At 47.9% G+C, this 15316-nt stretch carries 10 protein-coding genes; 2 read left to right on the top strand and 8 right to left on the bottom strand.

Annotated features, from left to right (window positions below; genetic code table 11):
* Positions 1-3: 3 nt before the first annotated feature.
* From carB to hrcA, 7 genes are all read right to left on the bottom strand, one after another.
* Positions 4-3216, bottom strand: coding sequence for a carbamoyl-phosphate synthase large subunit (gene carB, locus ABY044_RS02650; protein WP_373017881.1), 3213 nt, complete (start codon positions 3214-3216; stop codon positions 4-6).
* A gap of 26 nt (positions 3217-3242) precedes the next feature.
* Positions 3243-4376, bottom strand: a complete 1134-nt coding sequence (carA, locus tag ABY044_RS02655; RefSeq protein WP_373017883.1) for a glutamine-hydrolyzing carbamoyl-phosphate synthase small subunit — start codon at positions 4374-4376, stop codon at positions 3243-3245.
* A gap of 451 nt (positions 4377-4827) precedes the next feature.
* The gene (gene dapB / locus ABY044_RS02660) at positions 4828-5637 is read right to left on the bottom strand and encodes a 4-hydroxy-tetrahydrodipicolinate reductase (protein ID WP_373017885.1); all 810 of its coding nucleotides are present in this window, start codon (positions 5635-5637) and stop codon (positions 4828-4830) included.
* 35 nt (positions 5638-5672) lie between these two features.
* A complete protein-coding gene (gene dnaJ, locus ABY044_RS02665; protein WP_373017887.1) occupies positions 5673-6848 on the bottom strand; it encodes a molecular chaperone DnaJ in 1176 nt (391 codons plus the stop codon).
* Positions 6849-7026: 178 nt separating this feature from the next.
* A complete protein-coding gene (gene dnaK / locus ABY044_RS02670; protein WP_373017889.1) occupies positions 7027-8946 on the bottom strand; it encodes a molecular chaperone DnaK in 1920 nt (639 codons plus the stop codon).
* 149 nt (positions 8947-9095) lie between these two features.
* A complete protein-coding gene (gene grpE / locus ABY044_RS02675) occupies positions 9096-9668 on the bottom strand; it encodes a nucleotide exchange factor GrpE (protein WP_373017891.1) in 573 nt (190 codons plus the stop codon).
* 88 nt (positions 9669-9756) lie between these two features.
* Entirely contained in the window at positions 9757-10782 is a 1026-nt protein-coding gene (gene hrcA / locus ABY044_RS02680) for a heat-inducible transcriptional repressor HrcA (protein ID WP_373017893.1), read from the bottom strand.
* 93 nt (positions 10783-10875) lie between these two features.
* Between hrcA and ABY044_RS02685 the strand changes: the two genes are divergently transcribed.
* Both ABY044_RS02685 and recN read left to right on the top strand, forming a co-directional pair.
* Entirely contained in the window at positions 10876-11754 is an 879-nt protein-coding gene (locus ABY044_RS02685; protein WP_373017895.1) for an NAD(+) kinase, read from the top strand.
* 14 nt (positions 11755-11768) lie between these two features.
* A complete protein-coding gene (gene recN, locus ABY044_RS02690) occupies positions 11769-13439 on the top strand; it encodes a DNA repair protein RecN (RefSeq protein WP_373017897.1) in 1671 nt (556 codons plus the stop codon).
* Positions 13440-13548: 109 nt separating this feature from the next.
* Here recN and ABY044_RS02695 read toward each other — a convergent pair whose 3' ends face one another.
* Complete coding sequence (locus ABY044_RS02695) at positions 13549-15225, bottom strand: formate--tetrahydrofolate ligase (protein WP_373017899.1); 1677 nt, start codon at positions 15223-15225, stop codon at positions 13549-13551.
* Between the last annotated feature and the right edge of the window lie 91 nt (positions 15226-15316).

Raw genomic sequence — 15316 nt, forward strand, 5'->3', positions numbered from 1 at the left:
GAATTATAGGTCTTGCAGACGTGTCACCGGCTGGTCTTCAAGGAAGTCCATCGCCGCAACCATTGCAAATGCACCTGCAATTGTCGTCGTATAACAAGTTTTGTGCATCAATGCTTCGCGGCGAATACTTGAAGAGTCCTGAATACTCACAGAACCGTCAGAGGTATTCACGATCAATGCAATCTCTTCGTTTACGATAGAGTCCACAATATTCGGACGACCTTCAGTCACCTTGTTAACGGTTTCACACTCTACACCCGCTTCCATCAATGAAGCCGCAGTGCCTCGTGTAGCCACGATTTCAAAACCACGTGAAATTAACTGTTTTGCTAAATCAACTACCCGTTCACGATCCGCTTTACGAACAGATAAAAATGCTTTACCGGATAAAGGTAAAACCGTACCTGCCGCTAGAGAAGCTTTTGAGTAAGCTTGTGCAAAGCTACTTCCGATACCCATTACCTCACCGGTCGATTTCATTTCAGGCCCGAGAATCGGATCCACGCCCAAGAATTTAATAAATGGGAAAACCGCTTCTTTAACAGAGTAATGTTTCGGTTTAATTTCGGAGGTGAAACCTTGATCGGCCAACTTTTGACCCACCATACAACGTGCCGCAATTTTAGCCAAAGGATAACCAATGGCTTTTGAAACGAACGGAACCGTACGAGAGGCACGAGGGTTAACCTCTAACACATAAATATCGTCACCTTTTACGGCAAACTGTGTGTTCATCAAACCAACTACGCCTAACGCGTGTGCCATTTTCTCGACTTGTACACGAATACGGTCCTGAATCTCTTCAGGAATGCTGTATGGAGGCAACGAACATGCCGAGTCACCTGAGTGAATACCCGCCTGCTCAATGTGCTCCATGATACCGCCGATAACCACTTGATCGCCGTCGCAAATTGCATCGACATCCAGCTCAACCGCATCGTCCAAGAAGCGATCCAATAACACCGGAGAATCATTGGAAACATCAATCGCAGCCTGCATGTAACGCATCAAGTTTGCTTCGTCGTAAACGATTTCCATTCCGCGGCCACCTAATACGTAAGATGGACGAACAACTAACGGATAACCAATCTCTTTCGCTAAGATAGCCGCCTCGTCTGCATTGGTTGCAGTACGGTTAGGCGGTTGCAACAGATCGTTGTCATTCAGAATTTTTTGGAAACGCTCACGGTCTTCCGCCAAGTCGATCGACTCCGGTGAAGTTCCCACAATCGGTACACCTGCCGCTTCTAAATCTTCCGCCAGCTTAAGTGGGGTTTGACCGCCATACTGCACGATCACACCCTTAGGCTTTTCGACTTCAACGATTTCAAGTACGTCTTCAAGCGTTAACGGCTCAAAATACAGACGATCCGAGGTATCGTAATCGGTAGAAACGGTTTCAGGGTTACAGTTAACCATAATGGTTTCATAACCGTCCTCACGCATCGCCATCGCCGCATGAACACAGCAATAATCAAACTCGATACCTTGACCGATACGGTTTGGACCGCCACCTAAAATCATGATTTTTTCTTTGTCTGAAGGATTCGCTTCACACTCTTCATCATAGGTTGAATACATATAAGCCGTTGAAGTTTCAAACTCGGCTGCACAAGTATCCACGCGCTTATAAACCGGACGAATATTTAACGTATGACGGAATTTACGAACAAATGCCGCATCGGTATCCAACAACGTAGCCAGACGGTTATCCGAGAAACCTTTACGCTTAAGGTTACGCAGATACACTTCATCCAACGCATCCAAACCACGCTGTTTGATATCGTCTTCCATATCAATCAGTTCTTTGATTTGAGCCAGGAACCACGGATCGATTTTCGAGCTTTCAAACACCGCTTCCAAGTCCCAACCGGCACGGAATGCATCTGCGACATACCATAGACGCTGAGCACCCGGATTACGTAACTCTTGACGTAATTTATCCTTGATGTCTTTTTCATCCATGGTTGCCAACGGCATGATTTCGTCAAAACCGTTCTTATCGGTTTCTAAACCGCGCAATGCTTTCTGGATCGATTCCTGGAAGTTACGCCCCATTGCCATGACTTCACCGACCGACTTCATCTGTGTCGATAAACGGTTTTGTGCTTGCGGGAATTTCTCAAACGTGAAACGCGGTACTTTGGTTACAACATAATCAATAGTCGGCTCGAAAGAAGCCGGAGTCGCACCATTGGTAATGTCATTCGATAACTCGTCCAAGGTATAACCGACAGCCAATTTCGCTGCGATTTTAGCAATCGGAAAACCGGTTGCTTTAGAAGCCAAAGCCGATGAACGAGATACACGCGGGTTCATCTCAATGATGATCATACGACCGGTTTCCGGATGAATCGAGAACTGGACGTTAGACCCACCCGTCTCAACACCGATCTCGCGCAATACTGCCAAAGAGGCATTACGCATGATCTGATATTCTTTATCCGTTAAAGTCTGAGCCGGTGCAACGGTAATCGAGTCACCTGTATGCACCCCCATTGGATCCAAGTTTTCAATCGAACAAACGATAATCGAGTTATCGTTTCTGTCGCGGACCACTTCCATTTCGTACTCTTTCCAACCTTCGATCGATTCTTCAATCAATAACTCTTTGGTTGGAGACAGGTCCAGACCGAACTTACAGATCTGCTCGAATTCATCTTTGTTGTATGCGATCCCGCCACCGGAACCACCCAAAGTGAAAGAAGGACGGATAACGGTCGGGAAGCCGACTTGTTTCTGGATTTCCCAAGCTTCTTCCATATTGTGTGCAACGGCGGACACCGGCATATCCAAACCGATCTTGGTCATTGCCTGACGGAAACGGTCACGGTTTTCAGCCTTATCGATCGCATCGGCATTAGCACCGATCAATTCGACGTTATACTTTTCCAGAACCCCGCGGTCATGAAGATCCAAAGCACAGTTCAATGCGGTCTGACCACCCATGGTCGGCAAAATCGCATCCGGACGCTCTTTAGCGATAATCGTCTCAACGGTTTTCCACTCGATCGGTTCGATATAAGTGGAATCCGCCAACTCCGGGTCGGTCATAATCGTCGCCGGGTTGGAGTTGACCAGAATAACGCGGTAACCTTCTTCTTTAAGCGCTTTACACGCCTGAACACCTGAGTAATCGAACTCACAAGCCTGACCGATAATAATAGGGCCGGCACCAATGATCAGAATACTTTTAATATCACTTCTTTTTGGCATTTCTTACTTCTTCCTATGTATTATCGTTAAGCTTTTTTATAAGCTTGAATATTGGCAATAAACTGATCAAATAACGGTGCCACATCGTGTGGACCCGGGCTCGCTTCAGGATGCCCTTGGAAGCTGAATGCGGCTTTATCGGTGCGCTGAATCCCTTGCAAAGAACCATCGAACAAAGACTTATGAGTCGCAGTTACATTGGCAGGCAGGCTATCGCCATCCACGGCAAAACCGTGGTTCTGGGAAGTAATCATAACGCGCTTGCTGTCCATATCCTGGACCGGGTGGTTGGCACCGTGGTGACCGAACTTCATCTTCACGGTTTTCGCACCGCTGGCCAATGCCAACAATTGATGACCTAGGCAAATTCCGAACACAGGAATCTCGGTTTTAAGAATTTCTTGAATCGCTTCAATCGCGTAATCGCAAGGTTCCGGATCACCGGGACCGTTGGAAAGGAAAACACCATCCGGATTCATTGCCAACACTTCTTGAGCAGATGTTTTAGCCGGAACCACCGTCAGCTTACAGCCGCGATCGGCCAGCATGCGTAAAATATTGCGTTTTACACCGTAATCATAAGCGACGACATGGTAATCCTGGTTGGCTGAACAGTCTTTATGCCCTTCGCCCAAAACCCAAGTACCTTCTGTCCACACATAGGTCTCAGACGTGGTAACTTCCTTGGCAAGATCCAACCCTTTCAGACCGCTGAACGCCTTGGCTTGAGCAACCGCGTTTTCAGCATCGATATTTTCTCCGGCAACGATTACGCCGGACTGGGCGCCTTTATCACGCAAAATACGAGTCAGCTTACGCGTATCGATATCGGCGATCGCAACCACATTCTGCTCTTTCAGATACTCGGGAAGCGTCTTTTCCGCTCTAAAGTTACTCATCAAAACAGGACAATCTTTAACCACAAGCCCTTGCGCCATAATGCGCGGCGACTCTTCATCTTCCGCATTCACCCCGACGTTACCGATATGCGGGTAAGTCAAAGTAACAATTTGTTTGAAGTAAGAAGGATCGGTGAGAATCTCCTGGTAACCGGTCAAAGAGGTATTGAAAACCACCTCGCCCACGGTTTCCCCTTCTGCACCCAGTGAAGTTCCCCAGAAAAGGGTACCATCTTCTAAAGCCAGTAAAGCCTGTGTCATGTATTGTGTCCGCCCAAGTAGAATGTCTGTTTAAGACTAAAACCTGAAATTCGATACGGATTTGCTTCGATAAAATATTTCGCACATAAAAAAACGGAGCCAGCCCCCTCACAGGGACTCACTCCGTTTTCTAGTTGGCTAAATGACAGTCAGTCATCCTTGCAAAATACCTCGTAAACAACCACTAAATATCTAATTTTAGTCGTAAATTTTAATTACGCGGATTTTACTTGATTCCATCTTTAATGTCTAGGACGAAATGGCCCTAAATTTCCGCAACCCTCAAGGATTACGCCTGGTTTTGAATTAGCTGGCCAACTTCATTTGATAAGATCAATCCAAATCGGTTTTTTTACGCTTCAAACTATACACATTTAACTGCAGATAGCTTCATTTAAATACTTTAGCGATTTTTCAAACAAAACCGAAAAAAATAGAACAAAAAACCGACTTATCGTAAATTCAGCACATCCTGCATATCGTACAATCCGGTTGCCTTATCCTGAATCCAGTGACAAGAACGCGCCGCACCTTTGGCAAACGTCATTCGGCTGGAAGCCTTATGGGTAATTTCGACCCGCTCGCCTTCGGTTGCAAACAAAACCGTGTGGTCGCCAACGATATCGCCGGCTCGTACTGTCGCGAAACCGATGGTGTTCGGATCACGTTCACCGGTAATGCCTTCACGCCCGTAGACTGCACAGGTTTTCAGGTCGCGCCCCAACGCGTCTGCAACCACTTCCCCCATTCTCAAAGCGGTACCGGACGGAGCATCCACTTTATGACGGTGATGGCCTTCGATCACTTCAATGTCGTAACCTTCGTTTAACACTTCGGCCGCCTGCTTCAACAATTTCAAACACAGATTCACACCCACACTGAAATTAGCCGCGAAAATCACCGCAATCTTTTCAGCCGCGCGATCAATGGCCGCCAAACCGGCCTCGTCAAATCCGGTCGTTCCGATGACGATCTTTTTCCCATGCTCGACGCAAACGTCCAAGTTATGCACCGTCGTCGCCGGCGTCGTGAAATCGATCAGCACATCAAAATCGTCTACAACCGACTCAATTGAACCCACAATCGAGACACCCACCTTACCGATACCGGCCAATTCACCGGCATCCGCACCAATTAAACTGCTTTCCGGACGCTCGATTGCTGCAGAAACACGCAGACCTTCAGTCTGATCGACCGCCACAATCAAATTTTTTCCCATACGCCCTGAAGCGCCGATAATCGCGACTCTATATTCGCTCATAATTCGTTTATCCTCTTTCTCTTATCGTCAGGCGATTAACCGTTCCAAGGGCCATTATCATCTTTTTTAGATGATTTATCACTCTCGTCATCGCCGGTAAAGAACGACTTCACCGAATCGAAGAACGAGTGGGATTTAGGACTGTGCTGCTTGTAGTGTTTGCCTTGCAAACTCTCTTCAAACTCTTGCAACAACTCTTTTTGACGAGTCGTCAATTTAACCGGCGTTTCAATATTAACCTGAACGATCAAGTCTCCGGTGTAAGAAGAACGCACCGATTTCACCCCTTTTCCTGACAACTTGAAGCGCTGTCCAGATTGGGTTCCCGCCGGCACTTTCAGACTGGCTTTACCGCCTAACGTCGGCACTTCAACCGAACCGCCCAATGCAGCCGTTGTAAAACTCAACGGCAACTCACAATACAAAGTATTACCGTCGCGTTCGAAAATTGAGTGTTGCTTAACACGAATTCGTACATATAAGTCCCCACGCGGCGCTCCGAGTTCACCCGCTTCACCCTCGCCTTGAAGACGAATACGGTCGCCATTATCGACACCGGCCGGAATCTTGACCGAAAGGGTCTTATTGCCGTGGGTATAACCTTCTCCATGACACTTCTTACAAGGCGTCTTGATGATATTACCTTGACCGTGACAGGTCGGACACGTGCGGTTTACAGCAAAGAAACCTTGTTGCATGCGTACCTGACCGGCACCGTGACAGGTCGGACACGTCTGCACGTCCGATCCAGGCTCCGCACCGGTACCGTCACAAGCGTCACACAGATCCTTGGTCGGTATGCGGATATCGACCGTGGTGCCGGCAACCGCCTCTTCCAAAGAGATTTCCAATTCGTACTGTAGGTCGTTACCCGGTTGAGGACCACGCTGGCCGCCGAAACCGCCGCCGAACATTTCACTGAAAATATCCCCGAACGCATCGCCGAAACCGCCGCCGAAACCACCGTGTCCGCCGCCATGGCCACCTTCCAAACCGGCATGGCCAAACTGATCGTAAGTTGCACGCTTCTGAGAATCAGACAAAATTTCATACGCTTCAGACGCTTCTTTAAAATTGTCTTCCGCTTCTTTGTTATCAGGGTTACGGTCAGGATGGTATTTCATCGCCATCTTGCGGTAAGCCTTTTTAATTTCACCTTCTGAAGCGGTCTTAGCCACACCCAAGACTTCGTAATAATCTCTTTTGCTCATAGTAATTCAGTGCTTATTATCATATTTAATTTAAAAATTAACATTCAAAAGCCCTGCAAACCGAACGGGCCCGTTGAGTTTTTGAATATTAACTTAAGAAACATAGAAAAACGGGCAACTCCTTCGAGTCGCCCGCGTATTTTAACGACGCATTATAACGAGATACGTCGCTCAATGATTACTTTTTAGAATCATCAACTTCTTCGAACTCGGCATCAACGATGTCGTCATCCGCTGCTTCAGTCGAACCTTGCTGTTCCGCTTCGGCACCGCCCGCCTGCTGCTTGGCTTGTGCTTTCTGCGCGATAGACTGGCTCGCTTCCGCTAGCTTCTGAGTTTTCTCTTCGATTGCCGCTTTGTCATCGCCCTTGATCGCTTCTTCAAGGTCTTTGATTGCCGCTTCAACCGCTTCTTTTTCAGCTGCATCCGCCGCATCACCTGCGTCAGTCACCATCTTACGAGTTGCGTGAACCATTGCATCCGCTTGGTTACGAGCTTCGACCAACTCTTTCATTTTGGCGTCTTCAGCCGCATGCGCTTCCGCATCCTTGATCATCGCTTCCACTTCTTCTTCCGAAAGACCGGATGAAGCCTGGATCGTGATGTGCTGCTCTTTACCTGAATTCTTATCTTTCGCAGATACGTTCAAGATACCGTTGGCATCGATGTCGAATGTCACTTCGATCTGAGGCATACCGCGAGGCGCCGCAGGAATCTCATCCAAGTTGAACTGACCCAAAGACTTGTTGCCTGACGCCATTTCACGCTCACCTTGAAGGACGTGGATGGTTACCGCAGACTGGTTATCTTCCGCTGTCGAGAACACCTGAGACTTACGAGTAGGAATCGTAGTGTTCTTCTCGATCAACTTAGTCATTACGCCACCCATAGTCTCGATACCTAGAGACAGAGGAGTAACGTCAAGAAGAAGTACGTCGTTTACATCACCGGACAATACACCACCCTGGATCGCCGCACCCATCGCAACCGCTTCATCCGGGTTAACGTCTTTACGAGGCTCTTTACCGAAGAACTCTTTAACCGCAGCCTGAACCATAGGCACACGAGTCGAACCACCCACCAAGATAACATCGTCGATTTCAGAAGCGGAAAGACCTGCATCTTTTAGCGCTGTTTTACATGGTTCGATTGAACGCTTAACCAACGCTTCGATCAATGATTCAAACTTGGCGCGGGTAATTTTCATGTTCAAGTGCTTAGGACCGGTTGCATCCGCCGTTACATATGGCAAGTTAATATCGGTCTGTTCGCGAGACGAAAGTTCAATTTTCGCTTTCTCAGCCGCTTCACGCACACGCTGTAGAGCCAACTTATCTAATTTAAGATCAACATTCTGGTCTTTTTTGAACTCTCCCGCGATGTAATCGACGATCACGTTATCGAAGTCTTCACCACCCAAGAAAGTGTCACCGTTAGTTGAAAGTACTTCAACCTGCTTCTCACCGTCCAGATCAGCCACTTCAATGATCGAGATATCGAAAGTACCACCACCCAAGTCGTAAACCGCAATCTTGCTGTCGCTGGTGACTTTGTCCATTCCGTAAGCCAACGCCGCCGCTGTCGGCTCGTTGATGATACGCTTAACTTCAAGACCTGCGATCTTACCGGCATCCTTAGTCGCCTGACGCTGAGCGTCGTTGAAGTAAGCAGGAACGGTGATAACCGCTTCAGTCACTTCATGACCTAGATAATCTTCAGCCGTCTTCTTCATTTTCATCAAAGTACGTGCAGAGACTTCCTGAGGAGACAGCTTCTTGTCACCTACCTGAACCCACGCGTCACCGTTATCAGCCGCAACGATTTCGTAAGGAACCATGTCTTTATCTTTCGTCACAACCGCATCGTCGGCACGACGACCGATCAAACGCTTGATCGCAAATAAAGTGTTAGTCGGGTTAGTCACCGCTTGACGCTTTGCAGAATCCCCAACCAAAACTTCACCGTCAGCCGTGTAAGCAACAATCGATGGCGTAGTGCGAGCACCTTCGGCGTTAGGAATAACCTTAACGTCTTTACCTTCCATTACCGCCACACATGAGTTGGTGGTTCCTAAGTCAATACCAATAATTTTTGCCATTTCCATATTCTCCAGAATAATACTTAAAACTTTTTAACTGTTGTCTCGTTTATAGGGTTGGGGTTCCGGTTTTCAAGCCTAATTTCGATTTAATTTAGGCTTATTTGAATTTTTCCCGATAAAACCCCGTTTAACCCTCTGAAAAAAGCTTACTGCGCCACAATAACGCGAGCAGGTCTAACCAAACGTTCGTTCAAGGTGTAACCTTTCTGAATCACGTTCATAACGGTATTCGACTCATGATCCGGCGAAGGTACCATCGTCATCGCTTCATGCAACTGCGGATCGAACTTTTCATTTAAAGGATCGACGCGCTCCACATTGAACGATTGCAAGATATCCAACATTTGTTTGAAAGTAATCTCCACACCTTCACGAATGCTTTCAACCGACGCTTCTTCTTTAAGCGCCGCTTCCATACCCATTTCCATCGAATCCATTGCCGGAATCAAAGCATCGACAAACTTCTCCAATGCATATTTATGGGCGTTTTCCACATCCAAACGAGTACGACGACGCAAGTTCTCCATATCCGCCTGTAAACGCAAAGCCAAGTCTTTATGTGCGGCCGCTTCCTGGCGCGCTTCTTCCAACAAAGCTTCGATATCACCTTTTACGGCTTCTTCCGCCTGTTCCAAAGCCTCTTCCGCTTGCTCTAGAGCTTCTTCTGCGGTCGGGATGTTTTCTTCCTGCTGATTTTCCGTTGCTTTATTCTCTGCCACGACACTTTTCCTATTAGATAAAATCTTTAAAAAAATTAAGTAAAACTAATTAATGTAATTCGAATTCTAGTTAACTAAGAACGCCCTGCTATTTTTTCAAGAGCGAACTTAAAATTTTTGCGGTTACGTCCACTTCCGGGACCACTTTTTCGTAATGCATTCGACTCGGCCCCACAACTCCGAGTACACCCAATACCTCACCATCCACTTCATAAGGCGTAGTGACGATACTGCAACCTCGATAAATTTCGTTTCCGCACTCATTTCCGATAAAGACCTGTACCCCTTTGGCTTTCAGACTTTTATCCAAAAGATTCAACATATCCGAATGTTTCTCGAACGAATCGAACAAGGCTCTTAGCTTTTCCGAATCGGCCAGCTCCTGATAATTCAACAAATTGGTCTTACCCGAAACCAGGTACGGCAATTTCTGATCCAGCTGCTGAGTCAAAACCGAATCGGTCGCTTCCACCACCGACAACATCAATCTGTTCATCGACTGACGAATCGTCTGCATGCGCTCAACCAACAACGCTTTAGCTTCCGCCAGATTTTTACCGACAAACTGTTCGTTCAGGAAATTAGCGGTCTGTTGCAATTCGGACGGGGAAGCGGCTTCCTCCAGTTCGATTATGCGGTTCTGTACATCCTGGTCGTTAAATAACAACACGACCAACACGCGATTGCCGCCAAGGCTGACAAAGTCGATGTGCTTTAAAATTTCCCGCTCTTTATTCGGCATCAACACCATACTGGTCATTCCAGTCATCCCGGACAACACTTTCGAAGCATGCGCCAATAGTTCGTCCTGACTGAATGCAGGCGAAAGCTGCCGCTGAATGGTCGCGATATTTTTCTTTGAAAGCGGCTGATAAGTGACCATGGAATCGACAAAAAAACGGTAGCCCATTTCCGTCGGAATTCTTCCGGCAGACGTATGCGGAGACTGAATCAAACCCATATTTTCCAAGTCTGACAAGACGTTACGCACCGTTGCCGAACTCAATCCGATTTCAGGGAGCTTTGCTAGTGTTGTAGAACCTACCGGTTTACCTTCATTCAGGTATAATCCCATTAAGTTTTTAAACAAAAGTTGTGAGCGGTCGTTTAACATTTCAGCACTCTCATGGTTAGAGTGCTAAATTATAAGATCGAAAACAGGTTATTCAAGACCTGAGGCGACTTTTCTGTATGGGTAACGTAAAAGATGTTTCAAAAAATCGGTATTTTTGGCAAATATTCGGGCGCTCAATGTTGGGACAACATTGAGACCTTAATTCAATTTCTGCAGTCGAAATCCAAGACCATCTACTTGGACGACACCTCGTGCCATAATTTTCCGGGCGAAAAATACAACATCGAAATCGTTGCGCGCGAACATCTCTCCAAAAAGATCGATCTGGCGATCGTCGTCGGCGGAGACGGTACTTTTTTGGATGTAGTTCGCTGCATCGTCGAAGACGAAGTGCCGATCTTAGGAATTAACTTGGGACGTCTGGGCTTTCTGACCGACATTTCGCCGGACAACATGATTACCGCACTGGAAGAAATCCTGTCCGGCATTTACGAAGAAGAGCAGCGCAACCTTTTAAAAGTCAGTATCTACGACGAAAACCAAAACATCGTTTTCGAACAGCGCGCCTTCAACGATGTGGTGATTCACAAAACCGATTCGCCGCGCATGATCGAATTCGAAACCTTCGTCGACGGCCGTTTCCTTAACAGCCAACGCTCCGACGGTATGATTATCTCCACCCCGACCGGTTCGACCGCTTATGCTCTATCCGCCGGGGGGCCGATTTTGGATCCCGATCTGGACGCGATCTCTCTGGTATCGATCAACCCGCACACCATGAGCACCCGTCCTTTCGTAATTTCAGGTGACAGCGTCGTCGAACTGCGCCCGCACGAAGACTGCAACGGTGTTGCTCAGATCATTTGCGACGGACAGGTCACCCACGAAATTTCGGCACTGAATCGTACCATTGTGACAAGGAACCCAAAGTTCATTAAAATGCTACATCCAAAAGGGCACGACCATTTTGAATTACTCAGAGCCAAACTTCGCTGGGGCGATAAACTATAGGAAGCCACCCATCCATGCTGCAAGAACTTTCGATTCAGAATTTAGCATTGATTGAAAAACTCACTCTAAACTTCAAAAACGGATTCAGCTCGCTGACCGGTGAAACCGGTGCGGGTAAATCGATTTTATTGGACGCTTTAGGATTAGCATTAGGAGAACGCGCCGACAGCGGATTGGTGCGTCACAACACGGAACGCGCCGACGTCAGCGCGCTGTTTGATGTCGAGCATTTACCTCACGTACAGGCCTGGCTAGTCGAACAAGACCTCGACGACGATAACCAATGTTACCTGCGTCGTACCGTCACCTCGGAGGGTCGTTCCAAAGCCTATATCAACGGCCGTCCGATTCCGGCCAGCCAATTGAAAAGCATCGGCAACCTGCTGATCGATATTCACGGTCAACACGAACACCAATCCTTACTGAGCACCCACAAGCAATTGGGATTGCTGGACGCTTATGCTGCGCACCCGTCGTTGATCGAACAGACTAAAACCCATTTCAAAAACTGGCAAAGCCTCAAACAGCAACTCGACCGTCTTCAAGAAGACCAGGCCGACTATCAGAGCAAACTGGAATTACTGCAATTCCAATTTAACGAGTTTGAAGAAACGGCTCCTCTGGAAGGGGAATTTAATGAACTTTCGGAAGAGCAAAGTCAGCTGTCGCACGCCAGTGAAATCAAACAAGCCTGCCAGCATGCCTATGAAGCGATTGAAGGCGAACAAGGCGCGGCTGATTTGATTAATCAGGCAATTCACACCCTAGAGGGCATCATCGATTTCAGCCCTGCACTGGAAAGCAGTCTAAGCCAGCTGAACAGTGCCTTAATTGAAGCTCAGGAAGCCGCCAGTGAAATTCAAAGCCATGCAGAATCGGTCGAGATCGACCCGCTGTATTTGCAAACCATCGAAGAACGTCTTTCGCAACTGTTTGCCTTGGCCAAAAAATATAATATCGATCCGGAAGAATTGATCGATAAACAAAATCAAATTCAGCAATCTCTTGAAGACCTGGAACAATCCGACCACTCGATCGACGAACTCAAAACTCAAATCGAACAGGCTTGGGCGGATTACCAGAAAGCCGCCAAGGCCTTAAACGCTTCGAGACAAAAAGCCGCTAACAAGCTTTCCAAAATCGTCACCGAAGGAATGCAGCAACTGGGGATGCCAAACGGCCGGTTTGAGGTTCAGTTAAGCGACAGTAACAACGCAAGTGCCAACGGTACCGATAAGGTCGAATTCTTGGTTACAGCCAACAAAGGCCAGCCTTTACAGGCCTTAAGCAAAGTCGCGTCCGGCGGTGAGTTATCGCGTATCAGCCTGGCGATTCAGGTGGCGACTGCCGAAGTCGCCAGCCTGCCGACATTGATCTTCGACGAGGTTGATGTCGGCATCGGCGGCGGCATCGCTGAAGTGGTCGGGCAGAAAATGCGTCAACTGGGAGAACATAAACAGATTTTCTCCATCACGCACTTGGCGCAGGTTGCTTCGCACGGCCACAATCACTTGCACATTTCAAAACAGACTAAAGGCGAACAGACTTTCACCCAAGTCGTCGAACTCGACGAACAAGGCCGTGTCGAAGAGTTGGCCCGCATGATGGGCGGTTTGAAGATTACCGAACAAACCCTGAACCATGCTCAAGAAATGCTCAAAGTGGCGCAACAGAAAAGCGCCTGACAGGTTGTTTCATTTAAGATTCAGCTCAAACGTCTTAACCAAAAGCAAAACAGGCCCGGTTTTATCCGGGCCTGTTTTCTTTTAAATTCCGATAAATTACACTTGTCCCTTAGAACAATCCGGTGATCACGCCTTCATCGGAAATATCGATCTTTTCAGCCGTCGGCACTTTCGGCAATCCCGGCATAGTCATCATGTTACCGGCAATGGCGACGATGAATCCGGCACCGTTTTCCAACTTAACATCACTGATTTCGACCGTATGCCCGCTTGGCGCACCTTTGGAAGTCGGATCGGTAGAAAACGACATCTGCGTCTTCGCCATACAGATCGGTAAATCACCATACTTTTCCTGCAGGCGTGCGATGTCATTACGCACCTTAACCCCAGCGGTAATCTCTTTAGCACCGTACAATTTGATCGCAATGGTTTCGATTTTTTCCCAAATCGGCAACTCATCGTTATACAAATAATTGAAACCCGGTTCGCGATTATCGACGATATCAATCACTTCACGCGCCAACTCTTCGGCACCCGCTCCGCCTTCGGCCCAATGTTTGGAAACCACACACTTCACACCTAACGCTTCGCACTTTTTGATCAAAAGATCCGTCTCTTCGTCCGAATCGTAAGTGAAGTGATTGATACACACCACCGCCGGCAAGCCGTAATTGACGGTGACGTTATGCAAATGACGCTCCAAATTGGCAAAACCAATTTCCAGTGCCTCCAAGTTCTCTTGGTTCAGATGGTCTTTCTCCACCCCGCCGTGATATTTCAAAGCGCGAACCGTTGCCACCAACACCACCGCCGACGGCTTCAATTTTGAAGAACGGCACTTGATATTCAAGAACTTCTCCGCCCCTAGATCGGCACCGAATCCGGCTTCTGTCACGGCATAATCCGCCAATTTCAAAGCGGTTTTAGTGGCGGTCACCGAATTACAGCCGTGTGCGATATTGGCGAAAGGCCCGCCGTGAACGATCGCGATATTGTTCTCCAACGTTTGCACCAAGTTCGGTTTGATGGCATCTTTCAACAGAGCCGCCATAGCACCGTGTGCTTTTAGATCACTCGCGTAAACCGGCGACACTCCGTCGGTCTTGTAACCGATAACGATGCGCCCTAAACGCTCTTTCAAGTCGGCGCGATTGGTCGCCAAACACAAAATTGCCATGACTTCGGAAGCCACGACGATATCGAAGCCGTCTTCACGCAGATAACCGTTGGCAGGCCCGCCTTGACCGATCGTAATGTCACGCAAAGCACGATCGTTCATATCCACCACACGCTTCCACTTAACCCGGCGTGCATCGATTTCCAAAGCGTTGCCTTGATGAATATGGTTATCGATCATCGCCGCTAACAGATTATGGGCGACGCCGATGGCGTGAAAATCGCCGGTAAAGTGAAGATTGATGTCTTCCATCGGAACCACTTGCGAATAACCGCCACCGGCCGCACCGCCCTTCATTCCGAAACACGGCCCAAGAGACGGTTCGCGCAAACACATAATCGTCTTTTTGCCGATACGGTTAAGCGCATCGCCCAGACCGACAGTCGTCGTGGTTTTACCCTCTCCTGCCGGTGTCGGGCTGATCGCCGTGACCAGAATCAACTTACCTTCTTCCTTGCGATGCGAAAGGTTATCGACATACTCCAAAGACAACTTTGCCTTATAGTGACCATAGGGGTCTAAATGCTCTGCGGGAATCCCGAACGACTGGTGCGCCAGTTCAATAATGGGTTTCATGTTAGCGTTTTGTGCAATTTCAATGTCCGACATAAATCTTCCTTTGTAGCCTTGCTTGCTCAGCCCCCGATGACCGAGTGTAATCCTATTTTCGACGCGTCCAAATTCATTCGAAGTTTACCAA

The organism is Thiomicrorhabdus sp. (assembly GCF_041583835.1).
Classification (GTDB): domain Bacteria; phylum Pseudomonadota; class Gammaproteobacteria; order Thiomicrospirales; family Thiomicrospiraceae; genus Thiomicrorhabdus.

Excerpts from the sequence above, each read along its gene's own strand:
- carA (WP_373017883.1), bottom strand. The coding sequence starts at position 4,376 with ATGACACAGGCTTTACTGGCTTTAGAAGATGGTACCCTTTTCTGGGGA.
- recN (WP_373017897.1), top strand. The coding sequence starts at position 11,769 with ATGCTGCAAGAACTTTCGATTCAGAATTTAGCATTGATTGAAAAACTC.
- ABY044_RS02685 (WP_373017895.1), top strand. The coding sequence starts at position 10,876 with ATGTTTCAAAAAATCGGTATTTTTGGCAAATATTCGGGCGCTCAATGT.
- hrcA (WP_373017893.1), bottom strand. The coding sequence starts at position 10,782 with ATGTTAAACGACCGCTCACAACTTTTGTTTAAAAACTTAATGGGATTA.
- carB (WP_373017881.1), bottom strand. The coding sequence starts at position 3,216 with ATGCCAAAAAGAAGTGATATTAAAAGTATTCTGATCATTGGTGCCGGC.
- dapB (WP_373017885.1), bottom strand. The coding sequence starts at position 5,637 with ATGAGCGAATATAGAGTCGCGATTATCGGCGCTTCAGGGCGTATGGGA.
- dnaJ (WP_373017887.1), bottom strand. The coding sequence starts at position 6,848 with ATGAGCAAAAGAGATTATTACGAAGTCTTGGGTGTGGCTAAGACCGCT.
- dnaK (WP_373017889.1), bottom strand. The coding sequence starts at position 8,946 with ATGGCAAAAATTATTGGTATTGACTTAGGAACCACCAACTCATGTGTG.
- ABY044_RS02695 (WP_373017899.1), bottom strand. The coding sequence starts at position 15,225 with ATGTCGGACATTGAAATTGCACAAAACGCTAACATGAAACCCATTATT.